The organism is bacterium (assembly GCA_035527515.1).
Taxonomy (GTDB): domain Bacteria; phylum B130-G9; class B130-G9; order B130-G9; family B130-G9; genus B130-G9.
Map to the genome: position 1 here is coordinate 18,457 of DATLAJ010000015.1, position 24,562 is coordinate 43,018.

Sequence of the window (24,562 nt, forward strand, 5' to 3'; positions counted from 1 at the left end):
TAGGTGTTTTCAAAGCAAACGCCCGCGAACACATCGGCTGCACCACGAAGACGTTTCTCTGGCCGATCTCCACGTGAAACCGCTCCGCGAATCCATTCCGCGAGAAGTCGAAGGTTGCGGGGTGCGGCGTGACCGGTATAGGCTGTGCGCGATTTCTAATCAACAAAGATAGGGGAATCAGATTGCGGTTTAGGGACAGGATTGCGCTTCTGCTTGCTGGTCGAATGGGAAGAAAGATGACGCCGGCGAGGCGCGAGGCGTTCTTTGGACTTCGGACGTTCTCGCTGTCGGATTTTGTGCTCTTTCCGGCGTCGGTGCCTTCCTCGAAGCGGCTTGTGAAGGAGTTTCCGTTCTCAATTCGCTCCGGCAGGACGCGAAAGGTCTTCTGCCGGGGCAAGTTCGTCAGCGTTGTTGAGAGCGGCATCGGAGCGCCGTCGGTCGAGCTCGTGGGCAATCTTGTCTGCAAGGGGGGAGCAAAGGTGCTTCTGCGGGTGGATTTCTGCGGAGCGCTATCTCCGGATGTAGCTGTTGGGGACATTTTTATCGCCTCGGCAGCGAGGAGTTTCGACCAAGTAGCCCGGCACTACTACGGTCAGGCGCAAGTCCCGGCGGACAGCGGACTTCTTGCGCTTTTTACGGAACGGCTTCGGCCAATGGCCCAGAGAGCGGGCATCCCGCTTCACGTTGGCCAGGTCTGCACCGTTGACCTCTTCTTCGCGCAGACGGACGAGATGCTTCGCAAGTGGGCAGAGTCCGGCGAGGCAGTGGATATGGAGACTGCCGCTGTTTATGCGATCGCCAAGAGCTATAACGTTGCGGCGCTTGCGGTTATGGTCGTGACGGACAACAAGCTCTTAGGCCACCTGCCTTATTCGGCCGATGCCGAGAAGCTCAAAAAGATCGTAGCCGGCCACGGCCTCTTGACCAGAGCGGTGAGGGAGATGACGCCGTCTTTAGTCGAGCTAGCGCGATCACGCGGGGGCAAGCCTGCATTGTAGGTAACGTTGCGTCTGTCCATGGGGCAGGGGAGGCGGCTCGCCTTCCCAGTCCACCCGAATGAATTCGGGTGTTAGGATAATGAGAGCCGTCTATATCACCGCATTGAAACGCGGTGATTCATAGAAAGGAGCCGTCCGGCCTGAGCGACCTCACCGCCCGGCGCAGGCGATGGCCATGCGAGAAGGCTATCCTTGCCCCAACCCCATCTTGAGATGGGGGATCGGGTTGCGAGGCCAGCCCTGGCAGCGCTACTCCTCGTCGTCCTCCCAGCCGGCGTGCCTTTCCCTGTGCCAAGACCTGAAGGTGAGGACCAGCGCCAAGACGAAGAATAGGACCACCGAACCAAGACCGATGCCGACAAGCTGGCCGCTTGTGTAGCCCCCGTAGCCCTTTTGGAAAATATCGATCACGCCCACGATCGTGAAACAGAAGAGTATGGCCGGTATGACGATTCTCACCACCCAGACCCACCATGCCCCTATCTTGCGGTCCGAGACCCGGTTGATGTGCATCCTTAGGAATTGTGCGCCTCGAGCAGTTTTCCCCTTTACTGTGCCCCGTATCAGCCAGCCAAACACTATGCACTCCACAATCGCCAACGGAACAGCGCCATAGTGCATGACGAAATGATCGACGATGTCCAACCAGTAAAGCCCAGCCCCGGTGCAATAGATCAGTCCGCCCAAGAAACCGATTCCGCAAAGAAGTGTTACGGCCGACTTCCGGGAGATGCCGAACTTATCCATCAGCCCGGAGCCAAAGCCTTCGACGATAGAGATTGAGGAGGATAGCCCCGCAACCAAAAGGCACGTGAAGAACAGAACGGCGAACAGATGAGGCGCAAAGGGCATCAGGCTGATCGCCTTTGGAAAGACCACGAACGCAAGTGTGGGACCCGAGGTAACCACCTCGCTGGCGGGCTTGCCGGTGGCAGTGGCCATGTAGCCGAGCGTCCCGAAAACTGCAAACGCCATAAAGAGCGAGAAGCCGCTGTTCGTCAAAGCAGTTATCGCTGCGTTGCCAGTGAGGTTAGCCCTCTTGGGTAGATAGCTCGCGTAGGCGATCATGATCCCGAAGCCCACACCAATCGAGAAGAACACCTGGCAGAATGCGTCCCGCCAAACCTGAAACTCACCAAGCTTGCCGAAATCCGGAGTCAAATACCACTTGATCCCAGTCATCGCTCCGGGCAGTGTAACGCCTCGAATGACCAAGATCACGGTCAGCACGAGTAGAAGCGGCATGAAGACCTTGCAGGCTATCTCGATGCCTCGTTGCACGCCCTTGAAAGTGATGAACCAGTTCAGGGCCCATACGACCGCAAGCGCTATAACTATGTGCCACTGGATGGAGCCCAATTCCCAGGGGCCCTTGGTGATGTTGAGGAACTCTGACATAAAGAACTTGTCCGGGTCAGCGCCCCACTTTAAGGAGTAGGAGTAGGTGAGGAAGTTGGCGCACCAGGCCAGAACGACGGCGTAGTAAATGAGAATGCCGAACATCGCGATGTTGATGGTCATCCAGCCGACCCACTCCCAGCCCTTGCCGACTTGCTTGTAGGCGACAGGCGCCGAGCCGCGCGTCCTATGGCCGACCGCATACTCGAGCAGAAGAAGCGAAATACCTGCGACCACGAGCGCCGTCAGATATGGGATGAGAAACGCCCCACCACCGTTCTTGTAGCAGACGTAGTTGAACCGCCAGATGTTGCCCAGACCGATTGCCGAGCCGATCGACGCCAGCAGAAAACCCGTTCTACTCTTCCATCTCTCTCGTGTATCCGCCAAACATCGCTCCTTTCTCAATGGTATCCCTTAGCGTGTAGGGGCGGGGCTTGTCTCCGCCCGTTGTGCTCAGGGCCCGATCCTTAACGCGCTACCCGTATAACCATTTATAGAACTCATGTTCAGTCACGCAGTCTGGGTTTTCTCGATCCATATCCCACAATCTGGGGTTGTTGGAGATGTACTCCCGGATGCGGAACAGCTCTTTTTCGTTCCGTATAAACCTTTCGTAATAGTTGCGCTGCCATAGCCGGCGCTTCACTGGTTCCCAACCTCGCTGCTTAACGCCTTGAGATACTTCACAGTAGTGATCGACTTGAATGCACAGATGATGTCGCCTAGGCGTGGTTCAGACAACCGTTGATGCGTGTGGGGGTGCAAGAAAACTACGCCGTGGAAGTGATTCGGCATAACAACGAGAACATCAGGCTGTGCGCGACAGAATCGACTGGAAAGCCCTCGCCACTCTGAGGCAATCATGTCGATCATACCGGAGTCATCCAGAATGCAGCAGCGTTCTTCGGTACAGACCGTTATGAAATACGCTCCTCCCCTTCCGTAGTCAAATCCGCGCAGTCGGATTGAACGCCGCGTCATCTTGCAGGGGCCCCGGTCGTTCGCGCTCACAAGCCCTCAGCCGTTTGAGGTCGGGCAAACACAAGGCCTGCCCCCACAAAGGTCCTGTCCATCTATGTTCCAAGCTCGGATGAATCGCCGCTACGCAAATCGCCCAGATGCGCGACTTCTCCTATTCGCTCTTAGCCTCGCCCTGCTCTTTCAGTAACTCCGCAAACTTGATGAACGGCTTGAACAGGTCGATCGGGATCGGGAATACGATCGTCGAGTTGTTCTCAGCCGCCACCTCGGTCAGCGTCTGCAAGTAGCGCATTTGAAGCGCCATGGGATGCTTGCCTATTATGGTTGCGGCATCAGCGAGCCTCGCGGCCGCCTGGTATTCGCCCTCCGCATTGATGACCTTGGCCCTTCTCTCTCGCTCCGCCTCGGCCTGCCTTGCTATGGCGCGCTTCATCTCGGTTGGCAGATCGACGTGCTTGATCTCAACCTTGGCCACCTTGATGCCCCAGGGGTCGGTGTCGGCATCGAGAATCGTCTGAAGGTCGGTGTTGATCCTGGTTCTATCAGATAGAAGGGTGTCGAGGTCCGCTTGCCCAAGAACGCTCCTCAACGTGGTCTGGGCAAGCTGCGACGTCGCGTATTGATAGTCCTCGACCTTCACGATGGCATTGCTTGGTTCCATGACCCTGAAATAGACGACGGCGTTTACGGTTATGGAGATGTTGTCTTTTGTGATGACGTCCTGCGGCGGGACATCCATAGCCACGAGCCTCAGATCGACCCTCACCATCCTGTCGATCGGCTTGAACAGGAAAAAGAGCCCCGGGCCCTTGGGCCTGTCCAGAAGACGTCCCAATCGAAAGATGACGCCTCGCTCATACTCGCTGAGTATCTTGATACAGCTGAGAACATAAAGGACAACCAGAATTAGGATGATCAGCAAGAAAGCCATACAAATACCCTCCTAAGCATTCAACGTTAGAAGAATCATCAGACAACGGCTCTCAAGGATACGAGCTCACCGCACAAAGTCAAGATAACCAACAGAAGAGTTTCCCCATGCTGTTTTTGGATTGGCTCATGGCAGCCTTTTGGTTTTATGGGGCTTCACACCGGCTGCGCGTTGCTCTTTTTAGGACATAACCCCCGCAGCAAATCCCCGCAAGGGGGTTAACGTGAATAGCCCCACGTGTAACGTGGGGAATCCGTGCCAGCTGACAACCCTCTCCCCCAAAGGCAAAGCATGTATGACTTGAATCCGAACTGAGGGCTATGTATCCTAAAGTCAGTCTTTGAGAATCTTCAGGGAGTAGAGCGCTGTATGAGGTTACGGTCTAGGTTGGTTGACAGCGAAATTGTGACGCTGGGAAGTCCGCCGCGGCAGCTTTGGATGCGCTTGGCTGGCAAGCGGCCTCACGCAAAGATAAGGTCCATTACTGCGCGGCGAAGCGAGATCGTGGCGAGTTGTTAGGGATGTGGGCCGACACGAAGCGGACTTTGCTCCCGGACCTTTACTCAGGGAAAGACACCGTTGTCCAGAACGCAGTGTACACATTCATTGCGTTAGGGAAAGAAGAGGTCATCCCTGAGCTCATCGACACATTGAGACGACAGGGGAACAAAAACATGGCAGAGACCTACTTGCACTGCGGCGACACGCGGCTCAGCGACGCAGCAAGGGATGGGCACGCGGGAGGGGGTATGCGATCGTTAGCCGGACGGGCTCTGGCCCGGTGCGTTGGGGCTCGTGGTAGTAGCGGAAAGGGGAATCGAAGCGTGCCTGGGGCCGTCAGTGTCGGACAGACGATTGGGATTTGCTCAGGGTCCCCGATTGGCGCCGCAGACGCCTAACCTCACGAGAACTCGAAATAACCCTCGCGGTAGTCAATCACGTTTCTGAAGTGCCTCAGAAAACTCAGGCCCAGAAGCCCTCGAATCCCCGCCAATTCAGGTATGTCATGGCAGATGACTTCCACCTCGCTCGCTTCCACATCTCCCAGAGCTATCCTCGCAACGCACAACTTCGGAACCTCGATGACGCCGTTGGCCGTAATGATCTCCTGACGGTCGGGCACTGTCGCTGGATCATAGCCGATGGCCTTGAGGTCAGACCAAGAAACGGCAGTAAACACGGCACCGGTATCAACGATCATGTCGATCTTCAGAAAGCCTTTAGGTCCGACGATCTTAACATTCCTCGCGACCAGAGGGATACTAGCTGGAAAGCGCATGGGCCTGTCCGTCAGAAGATCGCCGCGTAGCCCTCGGGCACAGGTGGACCGGCAAAAGTGATGTAAAGGCCAGTCAGCCCAAGCTCCAGGAGCTCCTTGTCAAAGGCCCGACGGTTGCTGTTGTGCAGGACTACCTCGCCCTCGGGGTCTTCGACCTCCTCCAACTCACGAAAGGCAATCCACTCTCCCTGATATAGCGTCCTTGCTTCTGCAAGCTTCATGTTATTCGCCTCGCACCTTAAATCAGCCCGCAAATCCTTGGTCAATGCAGTTTCTCAATATACGGTTAGCGCAACCGATTCTGCAATTGATTTGCGCAACGGCGCCATCGGAAGCCACTGTGACTCTGTCGCCTTGTCTGCGTTGAGACGAGGCCGCCGCTGCAATGTCCGTGCGCTTTCCCAATGCAGAAGCTGATGGTATCTTTGATACGCTCGCTCAGCATGAGCGTGCTAATAGTGCTTTTTCGATGCAGAGCAACGACGCCTAGCAGTGTGCGGTTAGCTTAATTGACGGATTGGACCTAAACTGACAGGAGGGCATGGTCAATGGGTTATCGAGCGAGGACCTATCTTGCATGTTATCTGGCTATCTTCGTCTGCTTGTCTGTGGGGGCAGTGACGAATGCTTCCGAGGCGATCATCATCGACCACAACTGCATCGATCTGTATGCCGTCCCGTCCGACTGGATAAACGAGGCGCAGGACGCCATCAAGCTACACTACGGCCACACGTCGCACGGGTCGCAGCTCGTAACGGGGCTTCAGAGGATCGAGAATGATGACAGGAGCTTCGCAGTAGCCATGAGCACTAATGGCCTGCCGGAGATCGAGGGGGCTCTGTGTATGTACCATCCCAGCAACGATCCGTCCCAATACTACGCCAACACACAGGGCATTCTGGACAGCAACCCCCAAATGAACTACTCGATGTTTGGCTGGTGCTGCCAGGCCACGGACAGCGACTGGCAGGACATTCTGAACGAGTATCTCGACAGAATGCAGGCGTTCGAGGCAGCAAACCCCGACGTAACATTCATATACATGACTGGAAACGCTCAAGCAACGGGCGAAAGCGGCTACAACCGCTATCGGTTCAACGAGCAGGTCCGCCAGTTCTGCCTCGACAATAACAAGGTCCTGTTCGATTTTGGGGACCTGGACTGCTGGTTCGACGGCGAGCTGCACAGTTATGAGTATGACGGCACTATGATCCCGTCGGAGCACCCGCATTTCAATGGGAGCGAGGCGGGACACACCACTTATGAAAGCTGCGAACAGAAGGGCCGCGCGTTCTGGTGGATGATGGCGCGCCTCGCCGGCTGGGACCCCAACGCACAGGGGCCTTACATCAACCTTCACGCCAACGGCGAGCCGGAATTCCTCGCCATAAGCTGCGATGAGACAGTAACCGTTACGCTCAATCTGGGCGACAACGGATACTCTACTCCGCCTTACGAGGTCTGGATAGCCGCCGAGACGCCTTTTGGTTGGTTCTCGTATGTCTATCCGACCGGCTGGCAGCCGGGACTTGCGCGAACGATTGACTTCGAGGAGGATGGCATGGTTGACGTGGCCGACTTCCCTGTCTTCGAGGGCTGCCTCGGCGCGCCGGGCGACTACACCTTCTACGGCGCCCTCGACACGAGCCTCGACGGTGCGCCAGGCGACATCGACCTCTGGGACTTCGTCACGGTTCAGAGTGCGGTGGAGTGAGAGAGGTGTGGGACGAGCTTTCCAGCCTGCCAATAAGGGACAATAGGTCAAAGGAGAACGACCGATTCGTGTAGGGGCAGGCCTTGTGTCTGCCCTTGATAGTCGTCGTCTAATTGCTGATGTAAGGCGTTTCCAAATCTGCCTTCGATGCAGATGAGAGGGTATACATCGCCCGGCTTCAGCCGAGGCGATCCCTTGGGCTGCCATTTCATTAACCCCCATCTTCAGATGGGCGGATTGACGATACGCGACGACGCACCCTCTTCCCCCAAGACCGCCGCCGCACACAGACTCTGAAACGCTTGCCCAACGCTTCTCATTTCGTTATTCTCCTGTTCCCAAAAGGAGATCGAAATGGCGAGTGACGAATACTATTAGATGATCGGGAGTAGAAAACGTGGCCAGAACAAAGGGCAAAGAAGACAAGATCACAGACATGGCCAGGCTCGTCCGCGAAGGCGCAGTGGAGGAAAGGCTTAACCTTGCAGGGGCAGATGACGTTCAGGCCCTTATTAGCCTGGGGTGGCAGCTTAATTCTGAAGGCGCTCACGACCTTGCGGACAGGGTATTCACAAGGGCAACGGAACTAAGCCCTGACCTCGCGGAAGCCTGGCTCGGTCGTGGGGTTGCACTCGGTAATCTGGGCCGACATGAGGAGGCCCTGGCGGGCTTCCATAAGGCTTCGGAGCTCGACCCAAACGACCCCAAAGCACCGTACGGCAAAGGCCTTGCTCTCGCCAAGCTTGGCCGGTATGAAGGGGCGCTCGCGCCCTACGACAAGGCTTTACGGCTCGACCCGAACAACGCCAAAGCACGGTACCGCAAAGGCCTTGCTCTCGCCAAGCTTGGCCGGTATGAAGAGGCGCTCGCGGCTTTGGACGAGGCCTTAAAGGTCGACCCGAATCTGGAGGAGGCATGGTGCAACAAGGCTGCCGCACTCGGTATTCTCGGGCGGTATGAACAGGCGCTCGCGGCTGTCGACAAGGCTTTGGAGCTCGACCCGAATGACGCCAAAGCATGGTCCAACAAGGGCAATGCTCTGAACAATCTCGGCCGGCATGAAGATGCGCTCGCGGCCCACCATAAGGCTTTGGAGCTCGACCCGAATGACGCCAAGGCATGGTGCAACAAGGGGGTTGGACTGGGTAATCTCGGCCGACATGAAGATGCGCTCTCGGCTTTCGACAAGGCTTTACAGGTCGACCGGAACTTGGCCGAGGCATGGTACAACAAGGGGACTACACTGCATAGCCTGGGTCGGGATCAACATGCGCTCTTGGCTTTCGACAACGCTTTGCAGCTCGACCCGAACAACGCGAAAGCATGGTCCAACAAGGGCGTTGCACTGCATAATCTGGGCCGCTATGAAGATGCGCTCGCGGCCCACGGCAAGGCTTTAGAGCTCGACCGGAACGATGCGAAAGGATGGTCTAATAAGGGCATTGCTCTGGGCAATCTTGGCCGGTATGAGGAGGCGCTCGGGGCCCACGACAAGGCTTTGCAGCTCGACCCGAACCTAGCCGAGGCATGGTACAACAAGGCCGTTGCACTGCACAATGTTGGCGGGTATGAAGAGGCGCTCGCGGCCTTCCATAAGGCTTTGCAGCTCGACCCGAACCTGGCCGATGCACGGCACAATAAGGGCGTCACTCTCGAGAAGCTTGGCAGGTATGAAGATGCCCTCGCAGCCTCGGATGAAGCTCTGGAACTTGACCCGAACGACGGCAAGGCATGGTACGGTAAGGGCGTTGCACTACATAATCTGGGCCGCTATGAAGAGGCGCTCGCCGCCTTCGATAGGGCTCTGCAGCTCGACCCGAACGACGCGAAGGCATTGTTCAACAAGGGCGTTGCACTACATAATCTCGGCCGTTATGAAGAGGCGCTGGCGGCCTACGACAAGGCGTTGGAGCTCGACCCGAACCTCGCCGATGCACGGTACAACAAGGGCGTTGCGCTGGGCTCGACCCACCAATATCGGGAGGCAGAAGGGTGCTTCTCGCGGGCGGCAAGCGCGTATCAGGAAAGAGGGGAGAGGGGCAACGCCCGAGACGCGACCAGGCAGGCAAGATTGGCCCGCAATGGACACCAGTTGATGGAGATGCTCCACCCAGTTGACGAGGATTTCATGGCTTCGCTGAAAACCCCATCTCTGGCAGAGCTGGCACATCGAGCCGCGTCCTGCGTGACGGCAATCAACGGTGTCGGCAGGGCATTTCGGAGGAAGAGAATACCGGGTGACGCGGGTTCCCTGCTCAGGAGCAAACAGGCGTGCTTCGGAGCGCTTCTGGACGCAGTGTCCTTCAGAAAGCTGAAAGCCAAGGCACTGGGAAAGGCAAAGGCGGTCTTCAAGGAGCAGGGGCTGGTCGAATTCGTATTTGCGCTAGAGGATATTCGCGCGCTCGGCCATAAGCTCGAGATGTATCGCCCTGGACCGGTAGAACGGATCCCCGAAAAGGAGCAAAGGGCCCTTCTGATGTCTCTACGTGGTGTACAAATGCTCGACGGGGACTTGAGCCGAGAAATGATGGCGACGTTCAACGGGGAGCCTCGCCCGGCTGAACCGTCAGCACTCAAGGAGCGCGTTGAGATAAAGTCAGTTTACATCGCGGATAGACAAGCGAACTGGGTGAGGGTTTGCGTTGTGCAGCTCGACTTCGAGGTTACAAGGACTTTCCCATACGTATTGACTGACAAATGTAAGCGAGGACTAAAGAAGAAGGTCCTTGACTCCCTCCAAACAGCGGCGGAGGAAAAGGTAAATGTCATCTGTTTTCCGGAGCTGAGTTTTGCAGGGGAGTGGATTGAAGAAGTCAAGTTGATGTCAGGGGATATGCTAGTCGTGTGCGGAACGTATTACGATGCGAACCGGCGCAATGTCTGTGAAATCGTGATTGGAGGAAAGAGCTATCCATACGCCAAATGCCATCCCTCTGTGCTGGAGGATAAGGCCCCGTTCGACATGGTCCCTGGCCGGACTATTCCCCTTTTTCAGACACGGTTCGGGAAAGTCCTCGTTGCGATTTGCAGAGACTTCAACGACGAGCTACATCAGATAAGCGAACTAGAGCCGGACCTAGTCCTCAGCCCACGATGGGACCCGGATCGAGATCACCATTTCCAGCAATTGGCCAGCATAGGCATCGCCAAGTCCGACTCCTCGCGAAGCCGAACATTCACGCTCTTCGCAAATCCGGTGGAGGTTGAAACCATTACGAGAAAGGGAGGAGGAGGCGGGTCCTGCATAATCGGATCGGATTTGCCCTATTCCAATGACTTCTACATACAGAACGGCTTCCGACCGAAAGACGGCGTCGAGCACAAGCTCTTCGAGGCCAAGGGCGAGATGATGATAATTACCAGCCTCTTGCTCGGGGACCGAACTGGCGAAAGATCGAAAATCGGCAACTGGTATAGACACGACGGCACCTCCTGGAAGAAGCTGAGCGGAGAAGAGATGAGGATCTGGCTTTGAGGCGAAGACAGGTTGAGAGATGAAGATCAAAGTCGTAGTGCATGAGGCGGAGGAGGGCGGGTTCTGGGCGGAGGTTCCAGCGATTCCCGGATGCGCAACCCAGGGCGAGACGCTCGAAGACTTGCTGAGCAACGTTCGGGAGGCGATCGAGGGCTGCCTGTCGGTAGAGGTTGAGGCGCCAGTTTCCGAGGCGAGTGCCCGAGCTGTTGAAATCGCCCTATGAAGGCGGCATCGGGCAAGGATCTATCCTAGGCTCACGAAAACAGCCCCTCCACGCTCAAATATCTTTGGCCGGTGTCCGCGAAGACGCACACGATCAGTTTGCCTTCGTTCTTCGGACGCTTGGCGACCTCAAGCGCGGCGTGGGCGACTGCGCCGGATGAGATGCCGACCAGGACGCCCTCCTTGCGAGCAATTGCGCGGCAGGACTCGAAGGCCTCCTGTTCGCTCACCAAGTAGATCTCATCTATGATGTCCCGGTCCAGCGTCTCAGGAAAAAAGCCCGGCGCTGTGCCCATCATCCGGTGAGGCCGGAATAGCCCCTGCGAGATGTAGGGCGATTCCTTTGGCTCGACGGCGATGAGCTGCACATTCTCCTTCCTCTCCTTCAGATAGCGCCCTGCTCCACATATCGTCCCGCCGGTCCCCAGTCCCGCGACCAGGATATCGACTCGGCCATCGGTGTCCGCCCAAATCTCAGGCCCCGTGTTCTCATAGTGCGCCTTGGGGTTGGACGGGTTGACGTGCTGGCCAACGTAGAAGTACTCGGGATGCTCCGCGAGCATCTCCTTGAGCTTGCGCCTCGCCCCCTCAGTGCCCTGCGAGGCAGGCGTCAGAATCAGTTCGGCGCCGAACGCCTTGAGCACCTTTCGACGCTCCAGGCTCTGGATTTCGGACATGACCAGGATGGCTCTGTAGCCCTTGATGGCGGCAATGAAAGCCACAGCCATTCCGGTATTACCGCTCGTCATCTCGATCAGGACGTCGCCGGGCTTAAGAAGCCCCGCTCGCTCGGCGTCCTCGATGATCTGAAGCACCGGCCGGTCTTTGATGCTCAGCGGATTCATGAACTCGCATTTGGCGTATATCTCGTGCTCCGGAGCCAGGCGAGCAAGTTGCAGAAGAGGCGTTTTGCCGATCAATTCCAGAATGCTGCGATGGCATCTCATAGAATTTCCCTAGTTGATAGCATATCTTGAAGCTAAAATAGTACTGTAAGAGAACAGGTCGAGACTAACACGCATGGGTTGTCAAGTGGTAGATGCCAAACACCCATGTCAGACGGTATATATAAACGATAATTGAAGACTAATCGAGGAGTAGGCCTTTGGAATATCCGAAGTTGAGGGCGGTTGAGGCGTTTCCTGTGGAACAGGAGGGCCAGCGGCTGATGTGCCTGCGGGACCCGGCGAACATGGCCCGGGATGTCGTGTTGCTCTCGCCCGAGGCTTTCAACATAGTGCGGATGTTTGACGGCTCAAACTCGGTCGTTGACATCCAGGCGGCCTACATGCGCCGCACTGGGAGCCTTCTTTACAGCGACAAGGTCAAAGAGCTCGTTAAGAGGCTGGACGAGGCGCACATGCTGCAAAGCGCCTCGTTTGAGCTGTATAAGAATGGCGTTGAGGACGAGTTCATCGCGGCCGAGGTGCGGAGGAGCTTTCATGCGGGGAGGAGCTATCCCGCCGATGCCGAGGGAGTTGAATGCATGTTGTCGAGCGTCTTCCTGGGAGAGGGCGGCCCCGGGGAGATACCGAAGATCGGCGCCGGCGAGCGCCTCAAGGGCGCTGTTCTGCCGCACATCGACCTCGAGCGAGGCGGGCGGTGCTACGCCAGGGGCTGGCATGCGGCGGCGGCCGGCTGTCGGGCGAGGCGGTTTATCGTGATTGGGACCGGGCATTTCGACCTCAAGTTGCCGCTGGCGCTGACGAGGAAGGATTTCGAGACGCCGCTTGGGCTGGTGCGGACGGACAAGGCCTTCGTTGACGAGTTGGCCCAGAAGGTTGGCCCGAGGGCGTTTGAGGGCGAGATTTCGCATCGCACGGAGCACTCGATAGAGTTCCAGCTGCTGTTCATTCAATACCTGTTCGGGCCGGACATTGAGGTCGTGCCGGTGCTTGCGATAGCACGTCAGGAGCCCGCCTGGGCCGAGCGTGCTTTTATCAGCCCGCTGGCTGCGGACTTCGTCTCAGCGACGAGGCAGCTGATTGACGAGGCGCCGGGCGAGACCTTCGTCGTAGCGAGCGCGGACCTGGCGCACGTTGGGCCGAGATTCGGGGACGACATGGTAGTTGAGATCACAGAGGAGTCGGCCGAGCTCACGAAGCAGAAGGATTTGGAGCTCTTGAGGCTGCTTGAGAAGCCCGACATTGCGGCTTTTGCGAACCAGGTCCAGTCAGACGGTAACGCGCGGCACATCTGCGGGTTCATGCCGATCCTGCTCTCGGCGGCGATAACGGGCGGCAGTTTCAGGCTGATCGACTACTCGCAGGCGTTCGACCCGATGGGCACGGTAACGTTCGCCAGCATGGTGATTGACTGAGCTCGGCGGGATGCCCGGCGCGGTCAGGACCATCTAAACAAGCGATGTCTCAACAGGCGCTGCCCGCCGAGACCAACCCAGGCCTGGCAACACGAGCAATCTTATTCTGCCAACAGCCGGTCTTCAGAGCAGCCTGGTGGGGTACTTCACGTGTTGTCGGATGGGCTGTAATGCTCCAACGTTATGGGAGAGCAACGCAACGCGCTATATCCTTTGTCCGTAAGGAGACGAAGATGGATTCCGATGCGGCAGGCCTTGACGAATCTAAGATCAGCGCGTGGCCCGTCTCCGCCGCAACCTCCAGCGGGATTTCGCTGATTAGACCTTTGGTCTGGACGAGAGTCGCCTCTCGAATAGGGAGAATCTCATCTCCGGCCAAGACCGTTGCGCGGACCTCGCCTATATCCCCGGCCAAGAGCCACTGCGGCTGCCGATCAAGGCGAACAGTCGCTTTTGTGCCTTGAATCTGAGCGGGCGCCTCGAGAGAAACGGTAGCGCGATTTGATTCAAACTCAAACCGGACGATTGCCTGTTTTGCGGGCGTCGTGAGCCAGAAGGTGGCTTCGTCAACTAGCATAGAATCTACTTTGGGATTGAGGAGGAATGTCGTAGGACCCAGGCCGGCCATCCTGCTGTATATCACGTCAGAGGATAACTCATCGTACGATCTCTGCCGTCTGACGATACGGTCAGCAAGTTGTGCGTCCACGACGGCCCTTTGGCCATCAAACCAAAAGGCCAGCACGGTCGTACCGGTTGGGACCCTCTGATACTGAAGCTCTCGGACCCATTCCTCAAAGACACACATACCTACGTTGTTCTTGCCATACTCGCCGGGCAGGGACCCTATCATGTATGGAGTGCGAGAGCCTCTCTCGTCAAGCGAAGGCTTCTTGCCGGGCACGATGAGTATCAGAGTATTGTCCGCCATCTCCGGTTGAGCCGATATAACTGCCTTTGGAAGCCGCGCGACCCTGTCCGAATGCGCAGTAAAGACTGCGAGCGCGTTGGAGAAGCCGGCAACATACCAACCGAGTATTGTTAGGGCGAGTCCCGCAGATAGGAATCTCAGCGGCGTCTGGGAGAGTCTCGGCAGAAGGCTTTTAGAAACGGCGCACCTGAGGATAACAGCAATTGCCGCCATTTGTGCAGCGTAGAACCTCAAATGATGCGTCAAGCCACTACCACCAAACATCTCACCCCAGCCTATCCTGCACAACTCAAATACCCAATACACTATTGAGACCACGATCACCCAGTCCAGACCTGAAATGAGAAGCGATCTTGGCCCGGATTGTCTCTTGGTGTCGAGCGCGCCTCCCAAGCAGAAGACTAGGAGATAACCCAGCACGCCCGCTGCACCAAACGAGGCAAGAAAGACGCGGTGAAAGCCTCCACAGCCGACTTGCTCGGGATAGCTAAGCGCCGGGGTAATTACGATCCACAGCAGAATAAATAAGGTAAACCGCCAATTCGCTCTGAAACCGAAGTAAAGCAGGAACAGCGCGGCCAGGCAAAGCACCGGGGAGAGCTGAAGAGGACATACGGTTGCGTAAACTATTGAGGCCAGCCTTCCCGTCACCATTGCTGCTGTCAGGTTCTGGATGTTCTGCAAATACATACCCTCGGCAGGGCTGCGCAGACCCAAGACGATCAGCACATAGAATCTGATGACTATGTAGGTCCCGGAAAGAACCCACAGCGGAAGATGCAACCTGATCAGCCGCCTCTTGACAGCACCAGCGCCCAGCCGCGTGCCCCAGAGCAGCTCATAGACAAGCAGCAAGAACGGGACGAAGAGCACATATTCATACGTGAGGAGACCAGCCAGATACGCCAAGCACGCAACGAGAACGTTCAGCCAAGACCGCTTCCTATGGTAGCCAGGGCCTAGAAGCCAGAAAGTCAACAGCGAGAAGAAGGCCGCATTCACAGCCATATTAGGGGAAATCTCATAGATCGACTCGACGTGGCTTGGCATAACGCTAAAAAGAAGCGAACCGATGGCTCCTATTAGAAAGCTCTTTGAGAGCGCCTCCAGAATCCAAAATGCCAAGAGGCAAGTCACACAGTAGATCGCGATGTTGTTCGCTCTGGGGATCAACGGGTCGGTCCCAAAGAGCTTGTATTCAACTGCGGGGATTATCCTAGTTAGTGGCCTGTAGAACTCCGGCCGCCTGCCCTCATACTGCGCGGTTATGTAGCCACTTATCTTCTGCCAAGTCTGGGGTCTGAAGTCCGACCACGCGGCGCCAACATAGTATGCTCGAAGCCCTGAGATGCTCAGAGCCAACGGCAACAGAACTAGCACAACGACGAACCACTGCCTTACCCTTGGATTCTGGCACAGCACGTGGTCCGGCCAGAGTTGCACTTGGTTCACCCAGACCTCCACCAACTTATCAACCGCACAGTTTTGCCCCTGGTAGGCCGATCAGAGTATTGGTTTTGGGGCAGCACGTTGTCAAGCAGTTCACGCGACCGGTCTTCGCGGCGCCCTCAGACTGGTCCGATCGGCGAGGGCTCTGTGACCTTCGTCCGACTTACCTCAATCTGCGTCTCTCTGCGTAATCGTCCGACTCCATAGGCTATGGCCGACGGCTGTCTGCGGACAATCACCCTGCCCGTAGCACAGCGAGCGCGGCGAGCATGTCCTCCGGCAGCGGCGCCTCGAACTCAACCCAGTTGCCGGTCTGCGGATGCTCGAAGCCGAGTCGCGAGGCGTGGAGCGCCTGGCGCATCATGCCGAACGTTGGGCGCTTCAACATAGACCTTCCGCCGTATTGCTTGTCCGCGACGACGGGGTGACCGACTGCGGAGAGGTGAACGCGGATCTGGTGTGTTCTTCCGGTCGCTGGGCTGACCTTAACCAGCGTTGCGGCATCAAATCGCTCCAGCGTCTCTACAAGCGTGAATGACGGTCTGCCCTGGCCAGCTCTGGCCGTCATAAGCTTCCGATTGTGGGGGCTCCTCGTAACGGGCAGGTCGATCTCTTTGCGCTCGGTAACGGCAGTCCCATGAACAAGCGCAAGGTATTGCTTCTTGATCTCGCGCTGCTCAAATTTCTTCATCAGGTCAATGTGGGCCTCATCTGTTTTGGCGATGACCATGACACCCGAGGTCTCCCTATCGAGTCTGTGAACAATGCCTCGGCGCATCGGCCCGCCGACCGTTGAAAGGCTCTTAATGCGGTACAAGAGCCCATTTACGAGGGTTCCAGAGAGCATCGTCTCGGTGCAGTGAACGACGAGGCCTGCCGGCTTGTTGACGATTGCCAGCGCCTCATCTTCGTGGATGATGTCGAAGTCAATGGGCTCGGGGAGCACGCGTTCGCCAGATGGCGGCGGAAGATGCAGCTCGATACGGTCGCCAAGTTCGACCCAGTAGCTTGGCTTGGTGGTTTTTCCATTGACGAGGACATTACCCTCGCGGATCAGTTTGCCTATTCGTGTGCGAGATATGCCAGGCAGTCTCTGTGCAACAAAGACGTCCAGCCGCCGGCCCTCCTCATCAGCGGTGATGGCCCGGCTCAGCTCGCTCAGCTCGTCATTTTCTCCAGCATCCATTATGTTGACCTCATAGCCATCCTCCGGAGCAAACGATATGCAATTGCGGCGGCGGCGGCGGCGATTACAGCGATGAACTGCGACGTGGAAGGCTGCCAGGACAGTATCGAGACCGAGCCTCTGGGGTCGCCCCTGAAGAACTCTGTGATGAACCTGCCCACCGAGTAGAGCATAACGTAAGAGAGGAATATCTGGCCATTAAACTTCTTTTTGTTGTAGATAAGGATCAGTATGATGAAATTGATCAGGTTAGCCGCAGAGTTGTAAACCTGCGTGGGGTGAATCGGGATGTGAAGCGGCGTGCCGAACATCCTGTGTGAGTATTCGTTGGTGAAAACAACGCCCAGGGAACAGCTTGTGGGGCGGCCATAGCAGCAGCCAGCCATGAAGCACCCGCCGAGGCGCCCGATCGCCACGCCGATCGCCATAGAAGGAGAGAGGATGTCAGCGCTTTTGAGAAAACCCATCCTGTAATGCCTCGTATAGAGCCAGGCCACAAGTGCGCCGACGATTGGCCCGCCCCACCAAACACCCCCGAGGCGCCAGACGGATAGCAGCGCCTCGGGATTTCTCGAGTAGTAACCGAAGTCGACTAGGAGCAGGAGAAGTTTAGCGCCCAGAATGCCCCCCAGAATAACCCAAATACACAGGTTAAACACACGCTCTGGATTGGCGCCTGTTTCCTTGGCCCGCCGATAGGCCAAGAATATCGCGACCGCGAAAGCAATGCTCAACGCGACACCATAGGTGCCGATATTGAACTCGCCTATCTTAAAGAGAACCGGATGCATCGGCCCACGCACCTCAAATCATGAGGAGAAAAATGAGTTCTCAAATTGCGCAGGTTAGACGGGCTGAGTCAAAGAGCTCAAGCGAATCTACCTCGGTCTAGCCACAACGACGTTCGACGCCCCGCTCTCATTTCTAGAGCTAGAGTTGTCAACCGTCGTTACGCAATAAGCGTATTCTACATTAGGGAAAACTGTCCGGTCAAGGAAAAGTGTTCTGAGTATCGGCTCCGGCGTCAGCAGCATGAACGTTCCCTCGCCCGCCCGCCTTCTGTAAACACGATAGCCGAGCAGGTCAGGCGCCTTGGTCTCCTTCCACAGAAGATTGACGCTGCCCTGGCCAGCAACAGCCTCAAGCCCACCGGGCGCCGGCGGCGCAATCCTGTCCACCGGAGTCGCACAGACCGTCGCCGATGTTGCGCTCTCCGCAAAGAGCTCGCCGTGCGCAATCACAGTCGTCACCGTGTAGCGATACTCGCTGTCGTTCTTAACGTCGTGGTCAAGGTATGAGCAGGCCAGCAGGAGCTTCTCATTAAGCGGGTCCTCGAGCGGCCAGCCTCCGTTTGGAACTCGATAGACGTTGTAAAACACCTCGCCTTTTATGGGGGAACCATTTGCGAGCAGCGTCTGCGGCTGCCATGCGATCTTAACAACAGAATCTCCCGACTGCTTAGTGACTTTCTCGGGCAATTTGGGACCCAACAACGGCATCGCCCTCGCCAAGTTAGAAGGCGGACTCTTTCGCCACCGGCCGCCGTGCGTGAAGACAAAATAGTCAAACACGTTCGCAAACCAGTTCTCAGGAGCCAGGCCCTTCCCATCGTCAACGAGGTGCACTTCTCTGCCGAGCAGGTTCTTGCCCTCGTGAAGCTCGTCTTCTTTGATGGTAAAAAGCAGCTTGGCCTTGTTGCCCTTTCGGCCAAACAGCTTGTCGAGCATTGATGTGTCCAGGCCATCTTGGGCCTCCATCCTCGCCCTGCGATAGACGTCGATGCGCGTCAGACCGCGGAATGGCGTCCCGTCAATGTTCTTAGAAGGAAGCGTGAAATGAAGCGTTACTGCGCCGCCCCTTGCTACAGCCTTGAGGTCCATCACCGGAACGGGACCGCGGGCCTTGGGCACCTGCGGTGGGCCTTTCCTGCCGCAGCCAAGAGAAATCGTCAGCACCAAGACAGCGAGGAGAGCGGAGGCGAAATACCTGCGTGTGCGGCTCATGCACAAACCGTCCGGTAGAGGCGCGGGCTCAGAACCCGGGATGCAGAAGATTGGCGATTCCGCGTTCCCGCATCCGATTGGACCGAGGCTAGCGTCTCCCTCACGAGCCGGCTCCGGCTTATGCCCACGAATGAGCTCTCTTCTCTCTTCCATTGTCGCTTTGATTTGATCCAAGACAGCTTCCCTCATTATTCTTCCTTGAAGATCTTCTCCATAGGGATTCCTTCCAGGCTGCCTGCACGATAGGCTTTGAGCCTCTTTTCTGCTTCTTCTGCCCATATCGCGTCCAGCGATCTGTCCGGCTCATCAAGGCTCTTTATGAGCCCTTCAACCACCATAACCCTCTCGTCTGGTTTCAATCTCAATGCTTGTTTAAGTATTTCTTTATTGCTCATGAGATTTACCTCCCATTCTTGTGAAACTTAAACACCCAACCGGAGAGAGTTTGAGAGCATTGGCAGCTGGCTGGTTCCGTCAAACTGCTACCGTCTCGAAAGCAACCTTCCACTGCTGGGATTCGGTCATAGAGAAGTTCAGCTTCTCGAAGCCGATTACTCGCCCCGATCTATCTTTCATTAGGATCACTTCATCCCCAGTCTCTTCACAGATATGCTCTTCCCGGGGGTCGCTGAACCAAACGGTGAGCGTATTCGCCGCCCGGTCAAGGAACACCTTCACTTCGGCCATACTCGTACTCCCTCCTTCACAGCCTTGCGGCGCATGACGACAATGTGTTCTTGAGTCATCGTATTGTCCAATGCGCCGACAACATTAGTCGGGCTGTTTCGGAGTGGCATGCGCTTGTTGGGAATGGAACGATGAAATGTCTCTATATGATCAAGACCAAAACATTCAAAAAAATCGCGAATCGCTACGTCGGTAGGTAAGACGACCCCTTTGACCTTTCGATTGCCAACGACGTAGCACGCATATCCGGCAGGCTTTATCAATTCCGACACACGTGCAACCGAGTGATGTAGATCGGAGTAGAAGGACGCAACTTCAAGAGCTCGTTTCTTGTCGGCCTTGCCAATCTGGCTGAGTGCCTGGTTGAGCGCGTCATTCGGGAAATCGGGGACTTTCTTTGCGACTTTTCCGCCCATGAGTTTGCGGTCAACCTTCTCTGGCTCGCTCAGACCCAGCCACGCAGCAGACAGTCGCGAATACTGGCCATAGGCCACAGTGGTGTGGGAGTCTCCGTAGGGTGGCGAAGTAACTACAATATCTACGCTGGCAGAGGCAACCTTGTCCTTCGGCATGTCAGTTACCGTGTTAAAATCATGGATATACGCACGGGGTGGGTGCTTGAGGTTCTCCATTATCCCCAGGAACTTGTGCAATCCCGTCCGGTTGCGCTTTAGTTTCAAAGCCATGATTCCAAAAACATCAGGATCGAACCCCTCTAATTTATCCGCACCATACCGATACAATTTGAACTCTTCGTTGCGGGTGTTTGAACTTTCTCTAACGGTTTCACTGAAAGCGACCTGAAAAAAGAGACGCACCAACTCATCTTCTATCTCGTCAATAAACGCCCTTAAGCGAGAGAGTTTCTCAGTCACCACTGGCTTGAACCAAAAATCAACGCGGCTGATGCCGTGAATGACTGGCGCGATTGCGGCGGGTGCAGATTCTGAGCGAGTCGCGAATCTGTAGAATCTTGCGATTTGCTTGTCTACTTCCCGCGCGCTGGGTGTGGATGTTTTTGCCTGGGCTATCAGACGGGCTAAGGGATTCAAGTCTGTGCCAGCAACATTGATGCCCCGAATCAGTCCTTCTACGAGTGAAGTGCCTGTCCCGCAATATGGGTCAAATAGCAGTTCTGCGTTAACTGCGAACATATCAAGCAACCTTCCCGCGACCTGTGGAATCATGCGAGCGGGATAATCGTGATAGCAATGGGTGAGTTCCCGGGTTGAAGCCCCGTTGAAAGTCCAATCGTTAAGTCCAACGTGCTCTTCAGCGTGAGTCAACAATGTAAGTTGCCCCGCACGTGACGGGGCGTCTGTGCTGGTCCTCATAGCAAAGCCTTTAGGTCGTTTAGGATCTTAGAGAAGATTTTGATTCTCCCCCATTCGAGCACTTCGACATTGCAGACATAGACACCATCAAGCTGTTGAACTCGTTGTCGATTTGCACTCTTGGTACTGAAGGTTTCCCAAGCCGTAACCAAGAGCAACTTGATATCGCGAATCTGTGGGTCCAACGTCTGCATATAAGTGCGCCAACTAATCGTCTGCATCACTCTCTCGGCAAGCGTCGTCTTGGCTGAAATGACCGCAAGTGGTTTCAGGATTGGAGTCTTGACAACGACGATGTCTATGTCTGGTTTCAGGCCTTGAGTCTGTTCACTGTACTTGTCGAAAGCGCGATTGAGGTTTTGTCTGATTTCGCCCCTTGTCACTGCAAGGAGAGGTAATGCCTCGTCTTGAAATGCTCTGTTCAGCACCTTTGTCACCCAGATCGCGAAATTGTTGCCTGCCAAAGGGCGCATTGAATTCGCTATGCTCTTTCCGATTTCCCGAAGTTCCAAGACCATCTGCTTGTTTTCTAAGAATCTCTCCCATAGCGGCAAGGTTTCTGGGCTTGCCCATTTCTTTACGGCTCTTGGCGTGACGATTTCAACGATGTCCTCTTCAGAGCTCTTCAACAGTTCAGCAAGTCTGTTTCCAACTTCGAGAGAGTTGCCTTTTTCCAAAGCAGAATCTATTTTGCCATCAAAGTACTGCCGGATAGCCTGTTTGTATTCTCCTTCAAGTTCCCGATTCCAGCCCTCTCCCTGCGGCATTATCTGAGCTCTCCATTCAATTCTCTTGCGCCATGTCTCGCGCTTCATTACGAGATCTTACGCGGATCGGCATGAAAACCTCCCGAAGTTAGCCCAGAGGCTGTTCACCTTGAATGAGGTGTTAGGATGAAGGAACATGCCCGTAGAGTTTGTTTTCCTTTCTGAGCCTGGTGAAGAAAGTAAAGAAAAGATCCCGCTTAAACCATGTTTTCTCGTCGAGGTGCGCCAGCCAATCAACCAGAGCGGCCGGACTCCTGATCAGTCGCGTGACTGCAACGTTGTAGTCTCCGAGCTCTTCTGGCGCATTGACCGGAACGAACTGCCACTCCCCTGTGGAAGGCGAAGCCACAAAGAACCCGTCTTCAATTGGAATGATATTGCCAGTCCTTTCGCATTTCGCCGTTTCCGACATCTGCACAATCCTCCTTATGACCAGCAATGACGAGATTGATCCACATAACATCCCAAGCCTCGCCGTTCTGTCCATCTTCAGAATGCACGAGCCGATAGCGTATATCAGAGGATGAACTGCGAGAGGTCTCTCTTCTCGGCGAGCTCCGAAAGCCGTTTCCTGACGTTCGCTGCGTCGATGACGATCTTGGTCTTGTCAAGTTCGGGCGCCTCGAACGAGATGTCGTCAAGCAGCTTATCGACGACAGTGTGGAGCCTTCTGGCGCCGATGTCCTCGTTCTGCGTGTTTATGATCTCCGCCATTCGCGCTATCTCCGAGATCGCGCCATCCGTGAACTCAAGCTCTATCTCCTCCACCGCTAGCAAAGCCTTACACTGGCTAATCAGCGCATTCTGCGGCTCGGTCAGAATCCTTGCGAACTCATCCCGCCCGAGCGAAGACAGCTCAACATTCACGGGAAATCGGCCCTGAAGCTCCGGTATCAGGTCCGAGACCTTGCAGTTGTGGAACGAGCCTGCGGCGATGAAGAGTATGTGATCGGTCTTGACCATCCCGTATTTAGTCAACACGGTCGTGCCCTCCACTATCGGGAGTATGTCGCGCTGCACGCCCTGCCTCGAGACATCGGGCCCCCCGAAGCTCTCGCGCCCGACGATCTTGTCGATCTCGTCGAGAAACACAATGCCGGTCTCCTCTACACGCGTTATCGCCTCCTGGACCACGCTGTCTATATCCACCATCCTCTGCAGCTCCTGATTCTTCAGTATCTCCCTCGCCTTACTCACCTTCTCCCTGCGCGTGCGCTTCTCCATAGGAAACGGCAACGCCGAGATGAGGCCCTTCAGGTCAATACCCATCTCCTCGAGGCCGGGGGATGAGAGAATGTTGAGCCCCACTGCTCCCATGGCCTCTTTGACCTCGATCTCTATCATGGTCTCGTCAAACTTGCCGGCCTTGAGCTTCGCCCGCATCTTCTCCCTGGTCTTCTCCCAGCGCTTTATTGCCTCGGGGTCCATGGCGGTAACGGCCTCTGCGCTCTCTTCTGCCTCCTCTTGGTCCGACGGCCCTTCCTCGAACTGAAGCTCTTGCTCCTGAGCCGCCGGCAAAGGCAGGATAGTCTGCCGAACTTCCACATCTTTCTCGCCGCTGTCTCCAGAAGGACCGGCCTCCTGCGCATCAGCTGCCGGGCACTCACTAAACGGCGGCGGCAGAAGTATGTCCAGAATCTCCTCCTCCACCCGCATCTCTGCGTTCTCGGCCACCTCCTTCATCTGCTCAGAACGCACCTCGTTGACCGCGATCTCCATCAGGTCACGTATTATCGACTCAACATCGCGACCAACGTATCCCACCTCCGTGAACTTCGACGCCTCAACCTTCACGAACGGCGACATGGCGATATTGGAAAGACGCCTCGCTATCTCCGTCTTGCCCACGCCCGTCGGGCCAACCATGATTATGTTCTTCGGCATTATCTCGTTGCGGAGAGACTCGTCTACATGCTGGCGACGCCACCGGTTGCGAAGGCTGATCGCCACGGCTCGCTTGGCCTCGTCCTGCCCGATTATGAACTTGTCAAGCTCCTTGACAACTTCCCTAGGAGTTAGCTCTTCCATTACTTTCCTCAGAATCTTGACAACTTCCCCAAAAGTTAGCTCTCTCATTAATTCCCCAGAATCCTGAACGCTCAATGCGGCTTGAATCCGAGCAAATCTCAGAAGTAGGCTATCACAGCTCGTCTATTGTTATCTTGTCATTCGTGTAAATACATAACAACGCCGCTATCCTGATTGAGGCCTCAGCGATCTTACGTGCGCTGAGCCTTGTATGCGCAAGAAGCGCCCTTGCCGCTGCCAACGCATAAGCCCCACCGCTGCCAATTCCGATAACATCGTCATCAGGCTCGATCACGTCCCCATTGCCCGATATCAGCAACATGTGCTCCTTGTCCGCAACCACAATCAGCGACTCAAGCCGCCGCAACGCCTTGTCCGTGCGCCACTCCTTGGCTAGCTCAACCGCTGCTCTCGGCAGATTGCCTCGATATTCCTCCAACTTAGCGTCAAACCGTGACAACAAAGCAAACGAGTCCGCCGATGCGCCAGCGAAACCGCACAGAACCTTGTCTGAATATAGCTTCCTAATCTTTCTCGCGTTATGCTTCATGATTGTGTCCTGAAGCGTAACCTGCCCATCGCCCGCCATGACGACCTGCCCGGCGCGCCTAACGGCGATTACAGTTGTCCCGCTCACACCAGGGTTGTGATTCAACAATGACTATCCCCTTCATTCATGCTTCTGAAACCAGAATACGCCGCTGCTTTGGCCCAACAACCGAGATTCTGACCTCGACGTGGGCTCTGGCTTCGTAAACCTCCACTATCTTCTCCGGCCACTCTACTACAACAATGGCATCGGTATTAAAAACGTCAAGCAGCCCCGCTTGTTCCACCTGGGCGAATGTCTCGATG

22 protein-coding genes are annotated in these 24,562 nt (G+C 56.0%); 5 read left to right on the forward strand and 17 right to left on the reverse strand.

What is annotated here, in order from left to right:
* Nucleotides 1-182 precede the first annotated feature (182 nt).
* Nucleotides 183-998: a hypothetical protein gene (locus tag VM163_00745; GenBank protein ID HUT02405.1), complete on the forward strand. Its 816-nt coding sequence runs from the start codon at nt 183-185 to the stop codon at nt 996-998.
* Between the two features lie 249 nt (nt 999-1,247).
* Here the strand turns inward: VM163_00745 and VM163_00750 are convergent, their stop codons facing one another.
* From VM163_00750 to VM163_00765, 4 genes are all read right to left on the reverse strand, one after another.
* A complete protein-coding gene (locus tag VM163_00750; GenBank protein ID HUT02406.1) occupies nt 1,248-2,786 on the reverse strand; it encodes a sodium-dependent transporter in 1,539 nt (512 codons plus the stop codon).
* 745 nt (nt 2,787-3,531) lie between these two features.
* A complete protein-coding gene (locus tag VM163_00755; protein ID HUT02407.1) occupies nt 3,532-4,311 on the reverse strand; it encodes a slipin family protein in 780 nt (259 codons plus the stop codon).
* 901 nt (nt 4,312-5,212) lie between these two features.
* The gene (locus VM163_00760; protein ID HUT02408.1) at nt 5,213-5,590 is read right to left on the reverse strand and encodes a retropepsin-like aspartic protease; all 378 of its coding nucleotides are present in this window, start codon (nt 5,588-5,590) and stop codon (nt 5,213-5,215) included.
* 11 nt (nt 5,591-5,601) lie between these two features.
* Nucleotides 5,602-5,811: a hypothetical protein gene (locus VM163_00765; protein HUT02409.1), complete on the reverse strand. Its 210-nt coding sequence runs from the start codon at nt 5,809-5,811 to the stop codon at nt 5,602-5,604.
* A 327-nt stretch (nt 5,812-6,138) separates the two neighbouring features.
* Here VM163_00765 and VM163_00770 point away from each other — a divergent pair, with 327 nt between their 5' ends.
* The 3 genes from VM163_00770 to VM163_00780 all read left to right on the forward strand — a co-directional run bounded on the left by VM163_00770 (nt 6,139) and on the right by VM163_00780 (nt 11,003).
* The gene (locus tag VM163_00770; protein HUT02410.1) at nt 6,139-7,305 is read left to right on the forward strand and encodes a hypothetical protein; all 1,167 of its coding nucleotides are present in this window, start codon (nt 6,139-6,141) and stop codon (nt 7,303-7,305) included.
* A gap of 397 nt (nt 7,306-7,702) precedes the next feature.
* Nucleotides 7,703-10,780 (forward strand): tetratricopeptide repeat protein, encoded by a 3,078-nt coding sequence (locus tag VM163_00775; GenBank protein ID HUT02411.1) that lies wholly within the window; start codon nt 7,703-7,705, stop codon nt 10,778-10,780.
* A 19-nt stretch (nt 10,781-10,799) separates the two neighbouring features.
* Nucleotides 10,800-11,003 carry a type II toxin-antitoxin system HicB family antitoxin gene (locus tag VM163_00780; protein ID HUT02412.1) on the forward strand — a complete coding sequence of 68 codons (204 nt, stop codon included), beginning with the start codon at nt 10,800-10,802 and terminating at the stop codon, nt 11,001-11,003.
* 31 nt (nt 11,004-11,034) lie between these two features.
* Here the strand turns inward: VM163_00780 and cysK are convergent, their stop codons facing one another.
* The gene (cysK, locus tag VM163_00785) at nt 11,035-11,949 is read right to left on the reverse strand and encodes a cysteine synthase A (GenBank protein HUT02413.1); all 915 of its coding nucleotides are present in this window, start codon (nt 11,947-11,949) and stop codon (nt 11,035-11,037) included.
* Nucleotides 11,950-12,107: 158 nt separating this feature from the next.
* Here cysK and amrB point away from each other — a divergent pair, with 158 nt between their 5' ends.
* Nucleotides 12,108-13,322, forward strand: a complete 1,215-nt coding sequence (gene amrB / locus VM163_00790; GenBank protein HUT02414.1) for an AmmeMemoRadiSam system protein B — start codon at nt 12,108-12,110, stop codon at nt 13,320-13,322.
* A gap of 181 nt (nt 13,323-13,503) precedes the next feature.
* Here the strand turns inward: amrB and VM163_00795 are convergent, their stop codons facing one another.
* The 12 genes from VM163_00795 to VM163_00850 all read right to left on the reverse strand — a co-directional run.
* A complete protein-coding gene (locus VM163_00795; GenBank protein HUT02415.1) occupies nt 13,504-15,705 on the reverse strand; it encodes a hypothetical protein in 2,202 nt (733 codons plus the stop codon).
* Between the two features lie 232 nt (nt 15,706-15,937).
* Nucleotides 15,938-16,888 (reverse strand): RluA family pseudouridine synthase, encoded by a 951-nt coding sequence (locus VM163_00800; GenBank protein HUT02416.1) that lies wholly within the window; start codon nt 16,886-16,888, stop codon nt 15,938-15,940.
* Nucleotides 16,888-17,679, reverse strand: coding sequence for a prolipoprotein diacylglyceryl transferase (gene lgt / locus VM163_00805; protein ID HUT02417.1), 792 nt, complete (start codon nt 17,677-17,679; stop codon nt 16,888-16,890). Before lgt ends, VM163_00800 begins: the two co-directional genes overlap by 1 nt.
* Before the next feature lie 87 nt (nt 17,680-17,766).
* Nucleotides 17,767-18,891 carry a hypothetical protein gene (locus tag VM163_00810; GenBank protein HUT02418.1) on the reverse strand — a complete coding sequence of 375 codons (1,125 nt, stop codon included), beginning with the start codon at nt 18,889-18,891 and terminating at the stop codon, nt 17,767-17,769.
* A gap of 188 nt (nt 18,892-19,079) precedes the next feature.
* The gene (locus VM163_00815) at nt 19,080-19,286 is read right to left on the reverse strand and encodes an addiction module protein (GenBank protein HUT02419.1); all 207 of its coding nucleotides are present in this window, start codon (nt 19,284-19,286) and stop codon (nt 19,080-19,082) included.
* Nucleotides 19,287-19,365: 79 nt separating this feature from the next.
* The gene (locus VM163_00820) at nt 19,366-19,578 is read right to left on the reverse strand and encodes a DUF2283 domain-containing protein (GenBank protein ID HUT02420.1); all 213 of its coding nucleotides are present in this window, start codon (nt 19,576-19,578) and stop codon (nt 19,366-19,368) included.
* Complete coding sequence (locus tag VM163_00825) at nt 19,566-20,732, reverse strand: DNA methyltransferase (protein ID HUT02421.1); 1,167 nt, start codon at nt 20,730-20,732, stop codon at nt 19,566-19,568. The genes VM163_00820 and VM163_00825 overlap by 13 nt, the downstream gene beginning before the upstream one ends.
* A gap of 176 nt (nt 20,733-20,908) precedes the next feature.
* Nucleotides 20,909-21,727, reverse strand: coding sequence for a BsaWI family type II restriction enzyme (locus tag VM163_00830; protein HUT02422.1), 819 nt, complete (start codon nt 21,725-21,727; stop codon nt 20,909-20,911).
* 73 nt (nt 21,728-21,800) lie between these two features.
* Nucleotides 21,801-22,091, reverse strand: a complete 291-nt coding sequence (locus VM163_00835) for a hypothetical protein (GenBank protein HUT02423.1) — start codon at nt 22,089-22,091, stop codon at nt 21,801-21,803.
* Nucleotides 22,092-22,195: 104 nt separating this feature from the next.
* Complete coding sequence (gene hslU / locus VM163_00840; protein HUT02424.1) at nt 22,196-23,755, reverse strand: ATP-dependent protease ATPase subunit HslU; 1,560 nt, start codon at nt 23,753-23,755, stop codon at nt 22,196-22,198.
* 64 nt (nt 23,756-23,819) lie between these two features.
* Nucleotides 23,820-24,344 (reverse strand): ATP-dependent protease subunit HslV, encoded by a 525-nt coding sequence (gene hslV, locus VM163_00845; protein HUT02425.1) that lies wholly within the window; start codon nt 24,342-24,344, stop codon nt 23,820-23,822.
* A gap of 37 nt (nt 24,345-24,381) precedes the next feature.
* A partial coding sequence (locus tag VM163_00850; GenBank protein HUT02426.1) for a hypothetical protein occupies nt 24,382-24,562 on the reverse strand: 181 nt, incomplete at its 5' end.